The 19,603-nt window shown below is 61.0% G+C and carries 17 protein-coding genes; 8 read left to right on the plus strand and 9 right to left on the minus strand.

Annotated elements, in window-relative coordinates; translation table 11 throughout:
- Positions 1 to 154: 154 nt before the first annotated feature.
- The 3 genes from ACSQ3L_RS24880 to ACSQ3L_RS24890 all read right to left on the minus strand — a co-directional run bounded on the left by ACSQ3L_RS24880 (position 155) and on the right by ACSQ3L_RS24890 (position 3,138).
- Positions 155 to 937, minus strand: a complete 783-nt coding sequence (locus tag ACSQ3L_RS24880; RefSeq protein ID WP_164762554.1) for an ATP-binding cassette domain-containing protein — start codon at positions 935 to 937, stop codon at positions 155 to 157.
- A gap of 2 nt (positions 938 to 939) precedes the next feature.
- Positions 940 to 2,001, minus strand: coding sequence for an ABC transporter permease (locus ACSQ3L_RS24885; protein ID WP_292641466.1), 1,062 nt, complete (start codon positions 1,999 to 2,001; stop codon positions 940 to 942).
- Between the two features lie 159 nt (positions 2,002 to 2,160).
- Positions 2,161 to 3,138, minus strand: coding sequence for a sugar ABC transporter substrate-binding protein (locus ACSQ3L_RS24890; protein WP_436163519.1), 978 nt, complete (start codon positions 3,136 to 3,138; stop codon positions 2,161 to 2,163).
- Positions 3,139 to 3,406: 268 nt separating this feature from the next.
- Between ACSQ3L_RS24890 and ACSQ3L_RS24895 the strand changes: the two genes are divergently transcribed.
- From ACSQ3L_RS24895 to ACSQ3L_RS24910, 4 genes are all read left to right on the plus strand, one after another.
- The gene (locus ACSQ3L_RS24895; RefSeq protein WP_436162314.1) at positions 3,407 to 4,633 is read left to right on the plus strand and encodes an ROK family protein; all 1,227 of its coding nucleotides are present in this window, start codon (positions 3,407 to 3,409) and stop codon (positions 4,631 to 4,633) included.
- The gene (locus ACSQ3L_RS24900; RefSeq protein ID WP_292182043.1) at positions 4,633 to 5,079 is read left to right on the plus strand and encodes an RbsD/FucU family protein; all 447 of its coding nucleotides are present in this window, start codon (positions 4,633 to 4,635) and stop codon (positions 5,077 to 5,079) included. Before ACSQ3L_RS24895 ends, ACSQ3L_RS24900 begins: the two co-directional genes overlap by 1 nt.
- On the plus strand, positions 5,076 to 5,999 hold the full coding sequence (locus tag ACSQ3L_RS24905; RefSeq protein ID WP_436162315.1) for a carbohydrate kinase family protein: 924 nt from the start codon (positions 5,076 to 5,078) through the stop codon (positions 5,997 to 5,999). The genes ACSQ3L_RS24900 and ACSQ3L_RS24905 overlap by 4 nt, the downstream gene beginning before the upstream one ends.
- 248 nt (positions 6,000 to 6,247) lie before the next feature.
- Complete coding sequence (locus tag ACSQ3L_RS24910; protein WP_436162316.1) at positions 6,248 to 7,390, plus strand: DegT/DnrJ/EryC1/StrS family aminotransferase; 1,143 nt, start codon at positions 6,248 to 6,250, stop codon at positions 7,388 to 7,390.
- A 159-nt stretch (positions 7,391 to 7,549) separates the two neighbouring features.
- On the opposite strand, the gene cysQ is transcribed toward ACSQ3L_RS24910, so the two are convergent.
- The 3 genes from cysQ to cysD are packed head-to-tail and all read right to left on the minus strand — an operon-like array spanning position 7,550 to position 11,191.
- The gene (cysQ, locus tag ACSQ3L_RS24915; protein ID WP_436163520.1) at positions 7,550 to 8,335 is read right to left on the minus strand and encodes a 3'(2'),5'-bisphosphate nucleotidase CysQ; all 786 of its coding nucleotides are present in this window, start codon (positions 8,333 to 8,335) and stop codon (positions 7,550 to 7,552) included.
- A gap of 10 nt (positions 8,336 to 8,345) precedes the next feature.
- Positions 8,346 to 10,283 (minus strand): sulfate adenylyltransferase subunit CysN, encoded by a 1,938-nt coding sequence (gene cysN, locus ACSQ3L_RS24920; protein WP_436162317.1) that lies wholly within the window; start codon positions 10,281 to 10,283, stop codon positions 8,346 to 8,348.
- Positions 10,284 to 10,285: 2 nt separating this feature from the next.
- Positions 10,286 to 11,191, minus strand: coding sequence for a sulfate adenylyltransferase subunit CysD (cysD, locus tag ACSQ3L_RS24925; RefSeq protein ID WP_436162318.1), 906 nt, complete (start codon positions 11,189 to 11,191; stop codon positions 10,286 to 10,288).
- Between the two features lie 488 nt (positions 11,192 to 11,679).
- On the opposite strand from cysD, the gene ACSQ3L_RS24930 reads away from it, so the two are divergent.
- Together ACSQ3L_RS24930 and ACSQ3L_RS24935 are read left to right on the plus strand one after the other, a co-directional pair.
- Entirely contained in the window at positions 11,680 to 13,002 is a 1,323-nt protein-coding gene (locus ACSQ3L_RS24930; protein WP_436162319.1) for an O-antigen ligase family protein, read from the plus strand.
- Positions 12,999 to 13,934, plus strand: a complete 936-nt coding sequence (locus ACSQ3L_RS24935) for an NAD-dependent epimerase/dehydratase family protein (RefSeq protein WP_436162320.1) — start codon at positions 12,999 to 13,001, stop codon at positions 13,932 to 13,934. Before ACSQ3L_RS24930 ends, ACSQ3L_RS24935 begins: the two co-directional genes overlap by 4 nt.
- Positions 13,935 to 13,960: 26 nt before the next feature.
- Here the strand turns inward: ACSQ3L_RS24935 and ACSQ3L_RS24940 are convergent, their stop codons facing one another.
- From ACSQ3L_RS24940 to ACSQ3L_RS24950, 3 genes are all read right to left on the minus strand, one after another.
- Positions 13,961 to 14,500: a sugar transferase gene (locus tag ACSQ3L_RS24940; protein WP_436162321.1), complete on the minus strand. Its 540-nt coding sequence runs from the start codon at positions 14,498 to 14,500 to the stop codon at positions 13,961 to 13,963.
- A 122-nt stretch (positions 14,501 to 14,622) separates the two neighbouring features.
- Positions 14,623 to 15,555 carry a glycosyltransferase family 2 protein gene (locus ACSQ3L_RS24945; RefSeq protein WP_436162322.1) on the minus strand — a complete coding sequence of 311 codons (933 nt, stop codon included), beginning with the start codon at positions 15,553 to 15,555 and terminating at the stop codon, positions 14,623 to 14,625.
- Between the two features lie 120 nt (positions 15,556 to 15,675).
- The gene (locus ACSQ3L_RS24950; RefSeq protein WP_436162323.1) at positions 15,676 to 17,664 is read right to left on the minus strand and encodes an SDR family NAD(P)-dependent oxidoreductase; all 1,989 of its coding nucleotides are present in this window, start codon (positions 17,662 to 17,664) and stop codon (positions 15,676 to 15,678) included.
- A 277-nt stretch (positions 17,665 to 17,941) separates the two neighbouring features.
- On the opposite strand from ACSQ3L_RS24950, the gene ACSQ3L_RS24955 reads away from it, so the two are divergent.
- Entirely contained in the window at positions 17,942 to 18,706 is a 765-nt protein-coding gene (locus tag ACSQ3L_RS24955) for a class I SAM-dependent methyltransferase (RefSeq protein ID WP_436162324.1), read from the plus strand.
- Positions 18,707 to 18,710: 4 nt separating this feature from the next.
- The gene (locus ACSQ3L_RS24960; RefSeq protein WP_436162325.1) at positions 18,711 to 19,442 is read left to right on the plus strand and encodes a methyltransferase domain-containing protein; all 732 of its coding nucleotides are present in this window, start codon (positions 18,711 to 18,713) and stop codon (positions 19,440 to 19,442) included.
- Positions 19,443 to 19,603 lie beyond the last annotated feature (161 nt).

A 19,603-nucleotide genomic window follows, 5' to 3' on the forward strand; every position in this document is an offset into this window, starting at 1 on the left:
TCAATCGATTTAGATAACCCCGCTCCGGCTTACCCTGCGGCAATTTGACAATTTGAAGCGCGGCACGCCCAGACGATCCGCGCGACGCGCTTCAAATTGCTGTTCCGTGCTTGTCGTCGTCCCCAAAACCGCCACGCACTTTGGGCGATGTGCATCAGGCCGCCAGCGCCGCTTCCGGTGGAGCCTTGGCTCCGGTCATGAAGGCGACGGCATCGGACATCGTATATTGCTTGGGATCAATGACGGCGAGGCGACGGCCAAGGCGATGAATGTGGATGCGGTCGGCCACTTCGAAGACATGCGGCATGTTGTGCGAGATCAGAACGATAGGCAGGCCGCGCTTCTTGACGTCGAGGATCAGTTCGAGCACGCGGCGGCTTTCCTTGACGCCAAGGGCGGCCGTCGGTTCGTCCATGATCACCACGCGACTGCCGAAGGCGGCGGCGCGCGCCACCGCCACGCCCTGCCTTTGGCCGCCTGAGAGCGTCTCCACCGCCTGGCTGATATTCTGGATGGTCATCAGGCCAAGCTCGGTGAGCTTGTCGCGGGCGCGCTTTTCCATCGCCGGACGGTCGAGCATACGAAGCCAATCGCCCAGAAAACCCGGTTTGCGGATCTCGCGGCCAAGGAACATGTTGTCGGCGATCGACAGCGCCGGCGACAGCGCCAGATTCTGATAGACGGTCTCGATGCCGGCCTCGCGGGCCTCCATCGGCGATTTGAAGGAGACCGGTTTGCCTTCGAGCCGGATCTCGCCTTCGTCGGGCACGGCCGCGCCGGATATCGCCTTGATGAGCGACGATTTGCCGGCGCCATTGTCGCCGATGACGGCAAGGATTTCGCCGGGGTAGAGGTCGAAGTCGGCATTGTCGAGGGCGGTGACGCGGCCATAGCGCTTGACCAGTCCACGAGCGGTGAGAATGGGTTCCTGGGTCATGACTATGCCGAAACCTTTCTGATCCATTGATCGACTGCCACGGCGCCGATAATCAGCACACCGGTGAGCAGCACCTTCCATTGCGGATCGGCGCCCAGCATGTTGAGGCCCATGGAGACGACGCCGACGATCATCGCGCCGAACAGCGTGCCCAGGATCGAGCCGCGTCCGCCGAAGAGGGAAATGCCGCCGATCACCGTCGCGGTGATCGCCTGCAGATTGTAGTCGGTGACGGCGGCGGACGGCGAGATCGAGCCGTTGCGGCCGATGGAGACCCAGGCAGCGAAAGCGGCGATCAGCCCCGCCAAGGTGTAGACTGTCATCAGCACCTTCTTGGTCTGGATGCCCGACAGCTTCGCCGCCTCCTGGTCGTCGCCAACGGCATAGACATGCCGGCCCCACGCCGTGTGATTGAGCACATACCAGAGGATCATCACGAGCACGACCGTGGCAATGACGCCGAGCGTCAGCACCGCCGTGCCGACTTTGAAGCTCAATGCAAACAGATGCAGCAGCGGCGCCTGCGTGTCGACGTCGGTGTCGCGGATCGTCTCATTGGCCGAATAGATGAAGTTCGTGGCCATGACGATGTTCCACGTGCCAAGCGTCACGATGAAGGGCGGTAGCTTCATATAGGCGACCAGCACCCCGTTGAGCAGCCCGCAGGCCGCGCCGGCAGCAAGCCCAATCGCCACGGCGAGCACGCTCGGCATACCGTAGCTGACCGCGCAATTGCCCATGATCACCGCTGAAATCACCATGATCACGCCAATCGACAGGTCGATGCCGGCGGTCAGGATGACCAGCGTCTGCGCAGCACCCAGAATGCCGATAATGGCGATCTGTTGCAGGATCAGCGTCAGCGTGTAGGACGAAAAGAACCGCCCGCCGATGGTGATGCCGAAGACGATGATTGCCAGAACGAGCACGATCAGCGGCACCGCGGCCGGCGTCGAATGCAGGAAATGCTGGATGCGCTTGACGGCTGATTTGTGCTCGTCGAAAGCGGCAACACTTGTATCGCTGCTCGAAAGAACTTTCTCGAATTCCTGAGCTTGAGCCATGTTTTCTCCCCGTAGGCTTCAGCCAAACGCCAACGCCAGTCCACGCCTTTCCGGTCTGTCGCCGGGATTGTTCGCGGTCACGCGAGCCATCGTCCACCCGAAGCGGCCGGGGATCAAGCCCCGACCGCCCAGGTTCCTTAGATGCCTGTCAGACCGGCATCAGCCCCAGCACTTGGCGAGGCCTTCCTTGGTGTCGATGGACTTGACGCCGGTTGCCGGCTTGTCGGTCACCAGGTTGACGCCGGTATCGAAGAAGTTCTTGCCTTCGGTCGGCTTTGGCTTGGTTCCATCCTTGGCGAAAGCAGCGATCGCCTCGATGCCGAGCGCCGCCATCTGCAACGGATATTGCTGCGAGGTGGCGCCGATGACACCTTCGGTCACCGATTTCACGCCGGGGCAGCCGCCGTCGACGGAAACGATCAGCACCTGGCTTTCGAGGCCGACGGCCTTGAGCGCCTGGTAGGCGCCGACAGCGGCCGGCTCGTTGATGGTGTGGATGACGTTGATGGTGTTGTCCTTCTGCAGAAGGTTCTCCATCGCCTTGCGGCCGCCCTCTTCGTTGCCGTTGGTGACGTCGTGGCCGACGATGCGAGCATCGTCCTCATCGCCGATCTTGTTGGGGTCCTTCACGTCGATGCCGTAACCCATCATGAAGCCCTGGTCGCGCAGCACGTCCACGGTCGGCTGCGAAGGCGTCAGGTCAAGGAAGCCGATCTTGGCATCCTTGGCCTTGTCTCCGAGTGTGGCGGCCGCCCAGGCGCCGATCAGCTTACCGGCTTCGAGGTTGTCCGTCGCAAAGGTCGCGTCGGCCGCGTCGATCGGATCGAGCGGTGTGTCGAGCGCGATCACCAGCAGACCGGCATCACGCGCCTTCTTCACGGTTGGCACAATGCCTTTGGTGTCGGATGCGGTGATCAGAATACCCTTGGCACCGTCGGCGATGCAGCTTTCAATCGCCGCGACCTGGCTCTCGCTGTCGCCGTCGATCTTACCGGCGTAGGTCTTGAGGTCGACGCCGAGTTCCTTGGCCTTCGCGGTCGCGCCTTCCTTCATCTTGACGAAGAAGGGATTGGTGTCGGTCTTGGTGATCAGGCAGGCGCCGACACCGGCCGCGGATGCGGACGAGGCAAACGCCATCAGACCCAGCGCCGCGGCGGCAAACACGGTCGATTTCAACAGTTTTGTATTGGTCACGATTTTCCTCCCAATGGAACCATTCCGGATGCCGGCCAACCGGCACCTGCAGTGCGTCCAACGAAATTCTCCCAGCGTGGACGCTGCCTCAACAGACACTAGGCCGAAGCCTCTGTCAATAATTAAATCACTCTTATTTATTATTGACAGCCTTGCTTCGTTCACCCATTCTGGCCCAAAAGCATTGCGGGGAAACGACGGGAGGAACAGGGTGGAAACCGCCATTGCGAGGCACGGTTCGCCCGAGATGAATGACAGCCTCATTCACCGCGGCACCAACCAGAGCGGCATGCGCGACCACAATGAGCGGTTGGTGCTCTCGCTGGTGCGCCAGCACGGCAGCCTGGCGAAATCCGACATCGCCCGCATGACCGGACTTTCGGCGCAGACCGTTTCGGTCATCATGCGCGAGCTGGAGGAAGAAAGCCTTCTGCTGCGCCAAGCGCCGTTGCGCGGCAAGATCGGCCAGCCTTCCATCCCGATGGCGCTCAATCCCGAAGGCGCCTTCTTCATCGGCCTGAAGATCGGCCGCCGCAGCGCGGAACTGGTGCTCATCGACTTTCTCGGCAATGTGCGCTCGATGCTGCAGCATTCCTATCGCTACCCGGCGCCGCGCGAGACGGTGGACTTCGTCAGCAACGGCATGCGGCAGATGCGCGGTGAGCTGACGTCCGCACAGGACAAGCGCATCGCCGGGCTCGGCATCGCCATGCCATTCGAATTGTGGAACTGGGCCGATACTGCCGGCGCCCCGCGCGACGTCATGGACGAATGGCGTCACCGCGACATCAGGGCCGACATCCAGGCGCAATGCGATTTTCCGGTCTATTTGCAGAACGATGCGACTTCGGCCTGCGGCGCCGAGCTCGTCTTCGGCCAGGCGGGCGGCGCGCGTGACTTCGTCTATTTCTACATCGGCGCCTTTGCCGGCGGCGGCATCGTGCTGAATGGCCGGCTTTTCGGCGGGCCGACCGGCAATGCCGGCGCGCTCGGCTCGATGCCCGTGCCCGGGCCGGACGGCAAGCCGACCCAGTTGATCGACGTTGCGTCCATCGCCATGCTCGAAAAGGCGCTCAATGCGCGCGGCGTCGAGGCCTCGCATCTGTGGACATCGCCGGAAGACTGGGGCGAGATCGGCTCCGAACTCGACGACTGGATCGCCAGCGCCTCGCAAGCCCTCGCCTACGCCATCGTCGCCGCATCCTCGGTCATCGATTTCGAAGCGGCGGTGATCGACGGCTGGATGCCGAAGGCGGTGCGCCGCCGGCTGGTCAACGCCATCATCGCGGCAATCGCCACGATTGACGGCGAAGGCTTGAAGCTACCCGCCGTTCGCGAGGGAACTGTCGGCATTCATGCCAGGGCACTCGGCGGCGCCAGCCTGCCACTTTCCGAACGTTTCCTGATCGGCTCGACGACGATTTCCAGGAGCGCCTGATGCTGATCGGAATCCCGGCGCTGCTCGGTCCGGAGCTTCTGGCGACATTGCGCGCCATGGGCCATGGCGACGAAATCGCCCTTGTCGACGGCAATTATCCGGCGGAACAGCAGGCAGCCCGGCTGGTGCGGGCCGATGGTCACCATCTCATCCCGGTGCTCGACGCGATCTTGAGCGTGCTGCCGGTGGACGACGCCGTGCCGGAGGCGCTGTTTCGCGCCTCTGTCAAGGGCGACCCCTCGCTTGCCGATCCCGTCCACCATGAGATCGAGGCGATCTGCGCCAAACGCGCACCGGGCCGCAAGGTGGTTGCGCTGGCCGGCGCCGACTTCTATGCACGGGTCAAATCGGCGCATGCCATCGTCGCGACCAGCGAGCCGCGGCTCTATGCCAACATCATCATCCGCAAGGGCGTGATCTATCCGCCGGAGACCAGGAAGCCATGATCCTCTGCTGCGGCGAAGCCCTTATCGACATGCTGCCGCGCACGACGACAGCGGGCGAGCCCGCGTTTGCGCCTTATGTCGGCGGCGCCGTGTTCAACACGGCCATAGCGCTCGGTAGGCTCGGCGCGCCGGCCGGCTTCTTTTCCGGCCTGTCGTCGGATCTGTTCGGCGGCCAGTTCCGGGATGCGCTTGGGGCTAGCAAGGTCAGTTCCACCTATGCGCACACCTCGCCACGGCCGACGACGCTGGCCTTCGTCAAGCTCACCAACGGCCAGGCGACCTACACCTTCTATGACGAGAACACCGCCGGCCGCATGCTGACCATCGACGACCTGCCGCAGCTCGGCAGCGAGATCGAAGCCATGCTGTTCGGGGCCATCAGCCTGATCTCCGAGCCCGCCGGCAGTGCCTATGAAGAGTTCATGCGGCGCGAGCATGAAAACCGCGTCATGATGCTCGATCCCAACATCCGGCCGAACTTCATCCCGGACAAGGCCAAGCACCTCAGGCGCATCCGCGCCATGATGGCCATGGCCGACATCGTGAAGCTGTCGGACGAAGACCTGAACTGGTTCGGCGAAGCCGGCTCGCACGAGGATGTCATCCGCAACTGGCTCGATCGCGGCCCGAAGCTGATCGTCGTCACCCATGGCAGCGAGGGCGCCGTCGGCTACAGCAAGGAGCACGCCATCACCGTCATGCCGGAAAGGGTCGAAGTGGTCGATACGGTCGGCGCCGGCGATACGTTCAACGCCGGCATCCTCGCTTCCTTGCATGAGCAAGGCCTGCTGACGAAGGCGGCGATTTCCGGCCTGTCGAAAGACGCCATCCACAAGGCGCTGACGCTCGGCGCCAAGGCGGCGGCGGTGACCGTATCGCGGGCCGGCGCCAACCCGCCCTGGCGGCACGAAATCGCCTGAGCAACGCTCAACATAAGTTGAGCCCAATCGATCACTTTATGTTTCGCAGAGGCTCTCTCCAGGGCTACAAGGGCGGGATGGCGCCCGACGAAGCCCGGATTTCCGGCATCTGGCTGACATTCGCCGGGAAATACTGGTAACGGACTGCGACACTTGGGCAATTTAGGGCTCCGCCTGCCCGGCTTTCTCGGCAGGCGCAACTCTGGTACCAGCGGCCGGTTATCTGGCTAACCCGTTTTGAGGCCGACATGCAGTTCATCGATCTTGGCGCGCAGCGCGAACGAATCCGCGACCGGCTGAAGGCCGCGATCGACCATGTCGTCGACGAAGGCCGTTATATTCTCGGGCCGCAAGTCACCGAATTCGAGAACAAGCTCGCCGCCTATATCGGCACCAAGCATGTCGTGGCCTGCGCCAACGGCACTGACGCATTGCTGTTGCCGCTGTTTGCGGCCGGCGTCGGCCCGGGCGACGCGGTGTTCGTGCCAAGCTTCACGTTTGCCGCCACCGCCGAAGTCGTGGCGCTGGCCAAGGCCGAGCCGGTGTTCGTCGATGTCGACCCGCATAGCTACAACATCGACATTGCCAGCCTCGAAGCGGCCATCGCCATGATCAAGAAGGAAGGCCGGCTGAAGCCGAAGGCGATCATTCCCGTCGATCTGTTTGGCCTTGCCGCCGATTACGAGGCGATCATGGCGATCGCCAACCGCGAAGGGCTGATGGTTATCGAGGATGCCGCCCAGTCGATGGGCGGTTCGCTCGACGGCAAGATGTGCGGTTCCTTCGGTGCCGTCGGATCGACCAGCTTCTACCCGGCAAAGCCGCTTGGCTGCTACGGCGACGGCGGTGCGATGTTCACCAATGACGATGCGCTGGCCGAACAGCTTCGTTCCTTCGCCTTCCACGGCAAGGGCGAGACGCAATACGACAATGTCCGCGTCGGCATCAATTCGCGGCTCGACACGCTGCAGGCGGCGATCCTGATCGAGAAGCTGGCCATTCTCGAAGACGAGATGGTCGCCCGGCAGGTCGTGGCAAAGCGCTATGCCGACGGGCTTGGTGACATCGTTACTGCCGCGCGCAATCTGGACGGCAGCCGTTCGGCCTGGGCGCAATACGCCATCGAGACGCCCAAGCGCGACGGGCTGAAGGCGCATCTCGGCGAAAAGGGTATCCCATCGGTCATCTACTATGTGAAGCCGCTGCATGCGCAGGTCGCTTATCGCGACTACCCGCGCACGCCGACCGGCCTTGCCGTTTCGGAAGAGCTGCCGAAGCGGATCCTGTGCCTGCCGATGCACCCCTATCTCAGCGAAGCCGACCAGGACCGCATCATCGAAACGATCCGCAACTACATCGGCTCGAATTCAGCGCATGTAGCGGCGGCTTAGAGGCGCCTAATCTCCCCCCTTGAGGGGGAGATGGCCGGCAGGCCAGAGAGGGTCGCCGCACGTGGAGCGCCAGCCTCCTCTTTCGCAGCAGATGGCGTGGCGTCCGGTCGTACCGACCCCTCTGTCGCCAGCGCCTAGTCTCCCCCTCAAGGAGGGAGATTAGGCGCTGGCGCCCTTCCCGCTCGCAATGAAATGCGGGTTGGCAAAATCCTCATCATCGCTTTGCCTGCGCTTGCCATAGACCAGCGGCTGGCCATCTAGCGTGCGCGTCATGCCGCCGGCCGCGCGTAGCACGGCGTCGCCTGCCGCTGTGTCCCACTCCATGGTACGGCCGAAGCGCGGATAAACATCTGCCTCGGCACTGGCGAGAAGACAGAACTTCAAGGACGAGCCGACCGAAACAATTTCGGCGGCACCCAGGTCGCGAATATAGGCCTCGGTTTCCGGCGTGTTGTGGGATCGGCTGGCGACAACGGCCAGCGGCGCTACGGCCGTCCTCACCGAAATCGGCCGGCGTCCGACGATCTGGTAGTCGCTATCGACTTCGAGAGATTCCGCCCTGCCCGGCAGACCGGAAAAGAAGCGGCCAGTGCAAGGCGCGAAGACGACGCCGACTTCCGGCACGCCGTGACGGACAAGCGCTATGTTGACGGTGAAATCGGTGCGGCGGTTGACGAATTCCTTGGTGCCGTCGAGCGGATCAATCAGGAAGAACGCCCCGTCCAGATCGGGCGGCACAATGCCGGCGGATGCTTCCTCCTCGGCCACGCAGGGAATATCGGGAAAGGCAGCGCGCAGTCCGGCAAGAATGATCTTCTCGCTCTCTCGATCCGCCTCGGTCACCGGCGACGAATCGGATTTGCGGTCAACCGCACAGCCGGCGTGGAACACACGCATTACCTCGCGCCCGGCCGCGAGCGCCAGCCGCTCGAAGGTTTCGAGCATCAGCCTGTCGTCAGATGCCGCCGCCGCTGTCGTATTGGTCTTCGGCAATGTCGCGCTCGTTCAGCCAGTGTTCCAGGGCGTCTACCATCTCTTCGGCCGATCTGCCGAGTGTCTGCAGATGGATTTCCGGGTTTTCCGGCGCTTCGTAAGGAGAATCGACGCCAGTAAAATTCTTGATCTCGCCATTCAGCGCGCGTGCATAGAGGCCCTTTGGATCACGCCTGGCGCATTCCTCGAAGGGCGTGTCGACAAACACCTCGATGAACTCGCCGTCGGCCATCAATTCGCGCGCCATGCGCCGCTCGGCGCTGAACGGCGAAATGAACGAAACGATGACGACCAACCCGGCATCGGCCATCAAACGCGCCACTTCGGCAACGCGGCGGATGTTCTCGACGCGGTCGGCATCGGTGAAACCAAGATCGCGGTTGAGCCCGTGACGGACGTTGTCACCGTCAAGGATGTAGGTATGGCGGCCGGTGGCGAACAGCTTCTTTTCGAACAGGTTGGCGATGGTCGACTTGCCGGAGCCCGACAGCCCGGTGAACCAGAACACCGCGGGCCGCTGGTTCTTCATGTCGGCGCGCACGCGCTTGCCGACGTCGAGCGACTGCCAATGGATGTTTTCGGCGCGGCGCAGCGAGTGCAGGATCATGCCGGCGCCGACGGTGGCGTTGGAGATGCGATCGATCAGGATGAAGGCGCCGGTCGTGCGGTTTTCGGCGAAGGGATCGAAGGCGATCGGCGTCCGCGTCGATATGTTGCAGATGCCGACTTCGTTCATTTCGAGCGACTTGGCCGCCTCATGCGCAAAATCGTTGACGTTGATGCGGTATTTCAGGTCGGTGACGGTGGCGCTGCTCTGATCGGTCTCGGTGCGCAAAATGTACGAGCGGCCGGGCAGCAGCGCGTGTTCGTCGAACCAGACGATATTGGCGGCAAACTGGTCGGCGACCTGCGGCCTTGCGGCAGGCGAAACCAGCATGTTGCCGCGTGAGATCTCGACCTCGTCGTCAAGGACAAGCGTGACGGCCTGGCCGGCAGCCGCCTGGGTGAGATCGCCGCCATAGGAGACGATCCGCTTGACGCGCGAGGATTTTCCGGACTTGGCGACAACGACCTCATCGCCGGGCGCAACAGAGCCGGAGGCGATCGTGCCGGCAAAGCCGCGAAAATCGAGATTGGGGCGATTGACATACTGAACCGGAAAACGGAACGGCAGTTCGACCACCGCTTCGTCAACCGACACGGTTTCGAGATGCTCGATCAGCGTCGGGCCGGAATACCACTTCATGCTGTCCGATCGGCGGCTGACATTGTCGCCATAACGGGCCGACATTGGGATCGGCACAATGGTCTGGAAGCCGAGATCGCGCGAGAATTGAGCGTAGTCTTCGACGATCTGGTCGAAAACCGTCTGATCGAAATCGACAAGATCGATCTTGTTTACGGCCAGCACGACGTGGCGGATGCCGAGCAGCGAGGCGATGATCGAATGGCGCCTGGTCTGGCGAAGCACACCCTGCCGGGCATCGATCAGCACGATCGCCAGGTCGGCAGTCGAGGCGCCGGTCGCCATGTTGCGGGTGTATTGCTCGTGTCCGGGCGTGTCGGCAACGATGAATTTCCGCTTCGGCGTGGCAAAGAAGCGGTAAGCGACATCGATGGTGATGCCTTGCTCGCGCTCGGCCTCGAGACCGTCGACCAGCAAAGCGAAATCGATGTCGTCGCCCGTCGTGCCATGCTTGCGCGAATCGCGTTCAAGCGCCGCGAGCTGGTCCTCGAAAATCTGTTTGGTGTCGGAAAGCAGGCGCCCGATCAGCGTCGACTTGCCGTCATCGACGGAGCCGCAGGTCAGGAAGCGCAGCAGCGACTTCCTCTCCTGCGCCGCCAGATAGTCGCGGACGCCGTCAGTGGGTGCGAGGCTCTTTGCCATGATGTGGCGCATGGTCAAAAGTACCCCTCGCGCTTCTTTTTTTCCATGGAGCCGGCTTCATCGCGGTCGATCAGCCGACCCTGCCGTTCGGAGGTGCGCGCGGTCAGCATTTCACCGACGATGGCTTCCAGCGTGTCGGCATCCGATTCGATGGCGCCGGTCAACGGATAACAGCCAAGCGTGCGGAACCGCACCAGGCGGTTCTCCACCGTCTCGCCGGGGCGAAGTTTCATGCGCTCGTCATCCAGCAGGATCAGCATGCCGTCACGTTCCACCACCGGCCGTTCCTTGGCGAAATAGAGCGGCACGATCGGGATATTCTCTTGCAGGATGTATTGCCAGATATCCAGCTCGGTCCAGTTCGACAGCGGAAAGACGCGGATCGATTCGCCCGATGCGACGCGGGTGTTGAATATCTTCCACATCTCGGGGCGCTGGTTCTTCGGGTCCCACACATGCTGGGCGTTGCGGAAGGAAAAGATGCGCTCCTTGGCGCGCGATTTCTCCTCATCGCGACGAGCGCCGCCAAAGGCGGCGTCGAAACCGTATTTGTCGAGCGCCTGGCGCAGCGCTACGGTCTTCATCACATGGGTATGGGTATTCGAGCCATGGTCGAACGGATTGATGTTGTCGCGCACGCCATCTTCGTTGACATGAACCAGGAGATCGAAGCCGAGTTTCTGCGCCATCTGATCGCGAAATGCGATCATCTCGCGAAATTTCCATGTCGTGTCGACGTGAAGAAAGGGGAACGGCGGCTTGGCGGGGTAAAACGCCTTCATCGCCAGATGCATCAGCACGGATGAATCCTTGCCCACCGAATAGAGCATGACCGGCTTGGCAAAGGCAGCCGCGACCTCGCGGAATATGTGGATGGACTCGGCTTCAAGCCGCTGAAGATGCGTAAGCGCTGTTGTCATGGACTGTGGGCGTTCTTTCGTACCTTCCGACAGAAGACCTTGCCTCAAATCATCGAGCTTTTTGTGCCCGGTTCAAGTCCTGCTTCCGGACAATCTTTCGTGCCGGCGTTCTACCAGATCGCCATTGTCAAGAACAATGCTGGACTGACCCGGCGACACATGGTTCGGGAATGAATTTTCCATAAATCCCGCGAAACCCGGAAATTCCTGCTCTCAAGCCCGAGGGCTGAGAAAACACCGGAAAAATATTGCTTGAATAGGTTGGCTGCGGACCTTCCGGGGACGTGCTCAGATCGGCCGGCGCCGTCTACCGATTTTTCGGTAGCAAATCGGTCCCGACACACTATCGAAAAGAGAGCCCAGCCGTTATACAGCCTCGGGAAGCGGGCAATGCATGATGAGCTATGGGGAATTTCGAGGCGAGCGCATTCTACTTCGCTAAACAAGATCCGCTGTATGAAACTGGCCGAAAATAGCGAGCCCGAAAATTGAGCCGGCTTTCATCCCTGAGACAGCAATTCACGCCCTCGCAGGTGAATATCTACTTCTCCATCCTTTGCTTCTTTTTTCCACCGGTTCTGGGATCGGTGGTCAGCTTTGTGTTCAACGGCGGAGGGCTTTGGTCCACCCTGCTGATTGCTTTGAGGAAAAGGCGCTTCAACGCCGACCGGCCCATGATCTGGCTTACGGTCGCGATCTATGCCTACTGCGCAGCCAATCTCCTGGCTTCCATCATCAACAACTCGTTCGCCCGCGATGCGCCACATCTTATCCCGCTCGTGACCTTCCTGTTTTTCCCCGTCTCCTATTCGACCTGGAGCATCACGCAGAAAGCTACGCTTGCCCGTACCATCGTGCTCTCCAGCATGGCCGCCTGTTTTGTCGCAGTGCTGCTGGCGATCTATCAGCAATATTGGCTGGGGATGAGGGCCGAGGGCGGAGCCGGCAATGCGATCGTGTTCGCGACGGTCGTCTGCCTCGCCGTGGTGGTCTGTGTGGCCGGCGCCCTGTCAGGGATCGAGCAGGCCAGGAACCCGCTCTTTTACGCCACACTGGCCGGGACGATTGCCATTATCTATTCCGGTTCACGTGTTGTCTGGTTGGCACTGCTGATCGCCGGCGTCGCCGTTATGCTGATCAACCGGCATAGGCTCAAAGGCAGGAATGCCGCTCGGCTGCTGCTGCTGCTGGCGGCGGTCGGCGTCGTGATCGCCACTTCCAGCTTCCAGGCGATATCCGGGCGCGTCGACTTTTTGCGCTCCGATTGGGGTGCGCTTGGAGTTGGCGGCAACTACGACACCTCGGTGGGAATACGTGTTGCGCTTTGGCAGATCGGCCTCAAAGCATTCCATGACATGCCGGTGTTCGGACATGGTATGGGGGCGACCCAGCTGCTGATAAAGCAGGGCTTTCATGACCAGTTCGCAATGGACGCCGGCTTCAACCATTTCCACAACGGCTTCCTCACCGCCTTGGTGCAAGCAGGAATTCTGGGCGCCGTGACGCTGGCGGCGATCTTTGCCGTTGCGGCTGGGAATGCCGCCCGGGTCCTACGGAACAGCGGCGATCCGGTCGAGCGGTTCGGCGCCACCATGATTGTCATCGCGGTGATCACCTATCTCACGGCCGGGATGACGGGCATCCTGGTCGGCCATGACATTCTTGACTCGGTGCTGATGGTCTTCTTGGTGTGCGGGACATATCTCGCTTCCGGACGCCAGATTCCTTTGTCGGAAGAGCGGGTACTTGCACCAGTGATGGAAGAGCGGGCACCATCAGCCACCCAAGAGCTGTTCCGGGCAAGGCAATGAAGGTCCTAGTCACGGGCGCGACGGGTTTCATCGGGCGTCTTGTCGCGCGCCACCTTCGCGAAGCCGGTGCCGAGCTTCGCCTTGCCTCTCGCCGTCCGGAGAGGCTTGGTTCGGGGGACGGCGCGATGCTGATGCCCAATTTCGATGCGCCGGCCGAGGCCTTCCTGACGCTCACCAGGGATGTGACTCACGTTGTCCATTGTGCTGGCCTCAACAATGATCAGGGCAACGCCACGGAAGCCGACTATCGGACCGCCAATGTGGAATTGAGCGCACGGCTGGCGCATGCCGCGGCCGCGCAGGCAAGCGGACGCTTCATCCATCTCTCCTCGATCCGGGCCGTGATCGGCGCTCGCGTCAGCGCGACGATCGACGAGAACACGCTTGCTGCCCCGCAATGCGTCTATGGACGTTCGAAGCGCGAAGGCGAGATCCAGGTTTTGGACGCTTATGCGTCGCATGGCCGCTCCGACGCCGCCGTGTTGCGCCTGCCTCCGGTTTACGGAATCGGCATGAAGGGAAACCTGGCGACGCTGATGCGGCTGGCCGATACGGCGCTGCCGCTGCCGACTGGCGCCTTGACGGGAATCCGCTCGCTGATGTCTTCCGAGGCCGCAGTGCGAGCGGTGTCGCACCTGCTGAGCCATTCGGAGCCACTTAGTCCGATCTATGTTGGCGCCGATGTGCCGCCGGTCGCAGTCGAGGCCATCATCGCCGCCTTTCGCAGAGGTTTCGGACGGCCGATGCGCCTGATGGCCGTGCCGGCCGGCTTGATGCGGCCTGCAGCAAGCGTGCTGGGCAAGCGGGCGTTTTGGGACAGCCTGACCGCGACACAGATATGCGACCCTGCCCTGCTGATATCGCAGGGATGGAAGCCTGAAACCGACCCACTGGGGCGGCTGGCCGAACTGGCGCGGCTCGGCAAATCCTGACGCCTTGTTTGACCATGATGGTCTGCTCAGCTTCGATAGAGCGTTCCAAGCAGGATCCGAAGGTCGAGCCCGAACGACGCTGTGCGCAGATAGGCAGCGTCCGTTTCGGCCAGAAGTTTCGGGTTCGACATGTCTATGCCCTTGATCTGGGCTAGGCCGGTTATGCCCGGAAGCGCTGCCAAAACGCCCAGCCGCCTGCGACACTCGATCAATTCCGTTTGGGTCGGCAGGCAGGGGCGCGGCCCGACCAGGCTCATCTCGCCCTTCAGCACGTTCCAGAACTGCGGCAGCTCATCGAGCTTGAACTTCCGCAGGACCTTTCCAACCGATGTCACGGAACTCGCGGGCGCCTCATGCGAGGGCAACGATGGCGTCCCGACATACATCGTGCGCAACTTGTGACAGCGAAAAAGCCGGCCGTCGCGGCCGACCCGAATCTGCGAAAAAATAGCCGGACCAGGCGACGATGCCCGAACGGCAAGGACGGCAAGCACCAAAACAGGAGATGTTGCCACCAACAGCAAAGCCGCACCGGCAAGATCGAAGATTTGCTTGGTTGCCTTCATGAGTGGCCGATAGTGCTCCCTGCCAAAGTCCCGAGGCGACGCCGCAGGCCAAGCCCGTCAATCCGGTCGACGTAGCATGAGCTCATCTCTCGACCAAGCGCGCCACGCAGCCGTCCCAATGCTCAGATGCGCCCGAGGACGAAAGCGAGATAGAGCCCCAGGTTCCCGGAAAAAGTCTGCCGATAGACACCGCTTTTGCGCAAGGCGCGCAAACGCTGGAAAAGACCGCCCCGCCGCCCGTTTGCGAACAGGTCAAGGCACGCCGCCGCGTCTGCGTTCAGGAGATCGCGATTGACGGCAAGTCCGTCAAGGTTGCGATCCGTCCAGCTGGCGAACTCACCCTTGAACAGGCGGCCAAGCCGGGAAACCCTTGCCCTCCACGATACGTTGGCGCCGACCAGGTTTGCAGCGTGCTGCCGGTAGCGCACCAGCGGCCGCGGATCGTAGCGGACGATGCCGCCGGCGGCGGTCACGATGAGATAGGCCCACCAGTCGTGGCTGACGAACCCGGTCGTCGCGGAGGCCCTGGCCAGCAGGTCGCGTGCCGCGGCGTTGAGCAGGACGGTGTTGCCGCCGGCGATGCTTTGCACAAGCGCGTTGCGAAAGGATGGCGGCCGGGCAAACAGCGGCGAATGGCCGACGAGGCTTCCCGTTTCCGTCATGGTCGCGGTTCGCGAGCAAAACATCAGCGGTATCTTTGCGTCATGGGCCTGCATCCAGCTGATAGCGCTCTCCAGCCTGTCGGGCTCCCAGATATCGTCCTGGTCGCAGAAAGCATAGCAGTCCGCGTCGATTCGTCGGTCGAGGATCATCGATCGGAAATTGGCGGCGAAGCCTTGCCGCGGCCCCTCCACAAGGGTCATTTGCCCTTTGGGCCAACGGGATTTCCATGTCTCGATGATGGCGGTCGTGCCATCGGCGGAGCCATCGTCCGAAATCCACAGGTCGACCAGCGGGTGCGACTGCGCGAGCAGGGACTGCAGCTGCTCATCGATGAAGGCGGCGCCGTCTTTCGTGCCCATCAGGACCGCAATGCGCAGATCTTCTTTGCTCACGAGCAAGATCGCTTTCTAAATTCTGATCTCGGGTCTATCTCTTTGATTTGACACAATTCCCAAGGGAAAGCGCTATGAGCTTTCCTGGGAAAACCGTTTCACACTTTTCCTGGAATTGCGCTAGCCCGCCTGCCCGACCGTTTTTGGGATCGCGCTCAGATGAATGCTTCCCCTGGCCTTCTTGGCGCGATCCAGGTTTGCCATCACGGCGAGCGCGGCGGCTTTGTCCTGGTTTTTCGCCGACTGCTGCAGCGCCGTGAGCGCGATCTGGACATCCGACCATTCCACGACATCGGTGCTCAGGCCAAAAATCTTCGAAATGCCGAGTTCGACGAGCTCCTCATCGTTGCCGTGCAACGTTTCGTGGAGTTTTTCGCCTGGCCTTATGCCGGTGAACCGGATCGCGATGTCCTTGTATGGGCTTTTTCCTGACAAACGGATCATCGTTTCGGCCACTTCAAGAATCGGCACCGGCTTACCCATGTCGAGCATATAGACGGCATAATCGTCTCCGCCCTGCCGCGACGCGGCATCGGCCGCCGACATGATGACGAGATCGACGGCTTCGGCCACGGTCATGAAATAGCGTGTCATGCGCCGGTCGGTGATGGTGACGGGTCCCCCAGCCTCGATCTGTGCCTGGAATATGGTCGCTACCGAACCGTTGCTGCCAAAGACATTGCCGAACCGCACAGCAATGAACTTGGTGGCGGGGCGGCGTCCGCCCGGCTCGCTCGAGGGCGTGCCATGCAAGGCGCTGATGATCTGTTCGGCGGCCCGCTTCGTCATGCCAAGCACGGATGTCGGATCCACCGCCTTGTCGCTCGATATCAGGACAAATTGCGCAACCCCGCATTTGGCGGCGACCTCGGCACAGACGAGCGTTCCGAAAATATTGGTCTGGATGGCCGAATCCCAGTTTTCCTCGAGCAGCGGCACGTGTTTGAGCGCCGCGGCGTGAAAGATGATGTCCGGCCGGAATTCCGTGACGACCCGCGTTATCTGGCGCCGGTCCGCGACATCGACGATACGGACCTTGAGACGGTCATGATCCTTCTCGTCGATATACCGGCTCAGCTGGAAAATGCCGAATTCGGAGTTGTCGGCGACCAGCACCGATTCTGCTCCCAGTTCCAGCGACCGTTTGACCAGCGTTTGGCCGATCGAGCCGGCACCGCCCGTGACCAGAACGCGTTTGCCGCCTACAAAGGCGCCGATGCGCTCGATATCGGACGCGACTGTCGGGCGGCGCAGGATCGTTTCCATCTCGACGGTGTCGAGGACCAGCTTTCCGTGCCGTTCCAGCTCCGAAAGACCTGAGAACTGCACCACATTTATGTCGCCGTGCCGGGCGACGCGGACGAGTTCCGAATAGTCCTCGATCTCGTGCTCGGCGCCGCTGCCGAAAATCAGCAAGTCCAGGCTTTTGGTGCCGCTCGCGTAGTCTTCCAAGACATCGATCAGGCGCGGCAGTGTCGCCACCACGGGAACACCCTGGATGCGCGTCCCCAACGGCGCGCCGCGCTCGGTCGCCATGATACCGACGATGGAATGGTCCGCCGGCTGCGCCGTGCGCGTGAAGCGAATGATCAGGTCGGCTTCGCCGAGCCGGCCGACGAACAGCGCGCGCTTGGTCTGCGTCTCGTCGGTCTTGCGGCTCAGAATGCCCCAGCTCGCGCCGTCACGCAGGAAACGGTAGAACAGCCGGGGCGCCGATATGATGGTGAAGGAGACGAGGAAGAAGACGATGAACTGACGCTCGTTGAGCCCTTGCACCGGCTGGAAAGAACGAGCCAGCAGCGAAGTGGCATAAAGAGCGAGTGTCAAAATCGCGCAGCTCTTCAGGATATTGAAAAAGTCAGGCGTCGAGGCAAAGCGCCAGACGGTCGTGTAGAGGCCACAATATCTGAACAGAAAATGGCTGATGAGAACAATGGCGGCCCAGGTTGCCAGACCCTCGTTGGAGAGCGGTTCGAACGAAAGATTCGACCGCGAAAGCACGAGGCTGAGCGCCACGGCCACCAAGACCATGACCACGTCCTGGACCATGATGAAGGCGCGCCGCATCTGTGGCCTGAGCCCGAATACTGATTCGAGGTAAGAATTCATTTGAAGGCACTAGACTCCAGACTCAAGGGTATGATGGACACCGCGAAGTGCGAACACGAAGATACTTCGTCGCCGATCACCTTTCTCAAAGGCGCCATCCCCGGCCCCCACCGTTCTGTATCGCATACTGCGGGGGGCGAGGCATAGCCAGATGTTTTTTGGAGCCGAATCTCAGGTCACGTGTTGCACGTTGGGTTGTGGGTTTTGACGATCGAGACTTGCGCACAATCGGTGACAGTGCGAAACGTGACCAACAAAAGGCGAGGATCAAGGAAGAATGGCTGCCACATTCCGTTACAAAGGCTTCGATATCCCCGTCGATCTTGCGCATATGACTGGTGGCGGCGAAGACACGTTCGACCACATTTCCAAGGAACACATGCAGCAAGCTGACGATCATATCGGTATTTCGCCAGACAACTCCATTGTAGAGATTGGCTGCGGCATCGGCCGAGATGCTATCCCTTTAGCCGAGCGCCTTAGCTCAAAAGGTCAATATCTCGGCATCGATGTAGTGAAGCCAATGATCGACTGGTGCCAGCGGGCCATCACGGCGAAACATCCTAATTTTCGCTTCGTACACTTTGATGTGGCAGAGAAATGGTACAATCCAAACGGCTCGGTGACCCTTCAGCAGTGCAAAATCCCTGTACCTGATGCGTCGGTTGATGCCATCATCCTGCACTCAGTTTTCACTCATATGATGAAGCAAGACGTCGCGCACTACCTCAGCGAATTCGCAAGGATATTGAAGCCTAACGGCAAGGTTCTCGCCACATTTTTCATCGTCAACGGTGACATCCTCCAGAACCAAGGCCCAAAATCGTATATCACTTTTTATCACCCACTGGGTGGAGGGTGCTATGTCCACGAACTTGAGAAACCGACACACGCTGTAGCCTACGAAGAGAACGCCATAGCCGCACTAGTCGCTAGTGCGAATCTCCGAATGGCTAGACCTCCGATATGGGGGATTTGGAGTGGTCGACGCCCTCAACCTGGTGCGGGTCAAGATGCTGTGATTCTGGAATTGGCAGGCTGATTGCATGATCATCGACCGGACTCTGTCTCGCCCCGCGCAATTGTTTGAAAACATCGATCAGCGCAACGGAATAGGCCTCGAAATCGGGGCACTCGGGAATCCAGCTGCGCTGCCTTTGGTCGGCAAGGTCTACTACGCCGACTACTGCTCAACCGCACAGTTGCGGGATAACCACCGGAGCAATCCCACTGTATCGGTTGATAGTTTTGTCGAGGTCGATTTCGTCACCGGTGGCGGACCGCTTCATGCCGTGGTGCCGATGGCACTTCGTTTCGACTACGTCATTGCGTCCCATGTCATCGAGCATGTGCCCGACATCATTTCGTGGCTTCAGGATGTTGGCAGTGTCATGAAGCCTGGCGGCGTCCTCTCGCTCATCGTCCCCAACAAGCACTGTACGTTCGATGTCAGACGCGCGCTCTCCGCGCAAAAGGACTTCTTTGCCGCCTATATAGAGAGAAGGCAGAAACCTGCCCCTATTCAGGTGTTTGACAGCTATCGTTGGCACGACATCAATGGTCGGCTCGTGCATACCTTGGATTACACTATCCACATGGCGACAAAGGCGATCGGTGAATATGTGGACTGCCATTGCTGGGTGTTCGATCCGGAGTCATTCCACGATGAGATAGAAGCGCTCTGCAAGGACCACTTCATCCCATTCACGCTCGATATCGTCACGCGCACGCCACGTGGAGAGATAGACATGTTTGCGAGGCTGATCAGGTCTGAGTAAACCGTGGGTGCGACTTTCGAAGCTGTCGCATACCGCCACTCGACCCAGCGCATGCCCTCTGGCAGTATGCGCTACGGTTCGGTGGTCGTTCGCCCAGAGTTCTGGCTGCACAACACCTTGCGCTATCACACTGGGCGGTTCTCAGAAGATTGCGACCGTCA

Source organism: Mesorhizobium sp. LjRoot246, assembly GCF_964254115.1.
Classification (GTDB): Bacteria; Pseudomonadota; Alphaproteobacteria; order Rhizobiales; family Rhizobiaceae; genus Mesorhizobium.

Coding starts and splice junctions, on each gene's coding strand:
- ACSQ3L_RS24880 (WP_164762554.1), bottom strand. CDS start 937: ATGACCCAGGAACCCATTCTCACCGCTCGTGGACTGGTCAAGCGCTAT.
- ACSQ3L_RS24885 (WP_292641466.1), bottom strand. CDS start 2,001: ATGGCTCAAGCTCAGGAATTCGAGAAAGTTCTTTCGAGCAGCGATACA.
- ACSQ3L_RS24890 (WP_436163519.1), bottom strand. CDS start 3,138: ATGGCGTTTGCCTCGTCCGCATCCGCGGCCGGTGTCGGCGCCTGCCTG.
- ACSQ3L_RS24900 (WP_292182043.1), top strand. CDS start 4,633: ATGCTGATCGGAATCCCGGCGCTGCTCGGTCCGGAGCTTCTGGCGACA.
- ACSQ3L_RS24905 (WP_436162315.1), top strand. CDS start 5,076: ATGATCCTCTGCTGCGGCGAAGCCCTTATCGACATGCTGCCGCGCACG.
- ACSQ3L_RS24910 (WP_436162316.1), top strand. CDS start 6,248: ATGCAGTTCATCGATCTTGGCGCGCAGCGCGAACGAATCCGCGACCGG.
- cysQ (WP_436163520.1), bottom strand. CDS start 8,335: ATGCTCGAAACCTTCGAGCGGCTGGCGCTCGCGGCCGGGCGCGAGGTA.
- cysN (WP_436162317.1), bottom strand. CDS start 10,283: ATGCGCCACATCATGGCAAAGAGCCTCGCACCCACTGACGGCGTCCGC.
- cysD (WP_436162318.1), bottom strand. CDS start 11,191: ATGACAACAGCGCTTACGCATCTTCAGCGGCTTGAAGCCGAGTCCATC.
- ACSQ3L_RS24935 (WP_436162320.1), top strand. CDS start 12,999: ATGAAGGTCCTAGTCACGGGCGCGACGGGTTTCATCGGGCGTCTTGTC.
- ACSQ3L_RS24940 (WP_436162321.1), bottom strand. CDS start 14,500: ATGAAGGCAACCAAGCAAATCTTCGATCTTGCCGGTGCGGCTTTGCTG.
- ACSQ3L_RS24950 (WP_436162323.1), bottom strand. CDS start 17,664: ATGAATTCTTACCTCGAATCAGTATTCGGGCTCAGGCCACAGATGCGG.
- ACSQ3L_RS24955 (WP_436162324.1), top strand. CDS start 17,942: ATGGCTGCCACATTCCGTTACAAAGGCTTCGATATCCCCGTCGATCTT.
- ACSQ3L_RS24960 (WP_436162325.1), top strand. CDS start 18,711: ATGATCATCGACCGGACTCTGTCTCGCCCCGCGCAATTGTTTGAAAAC.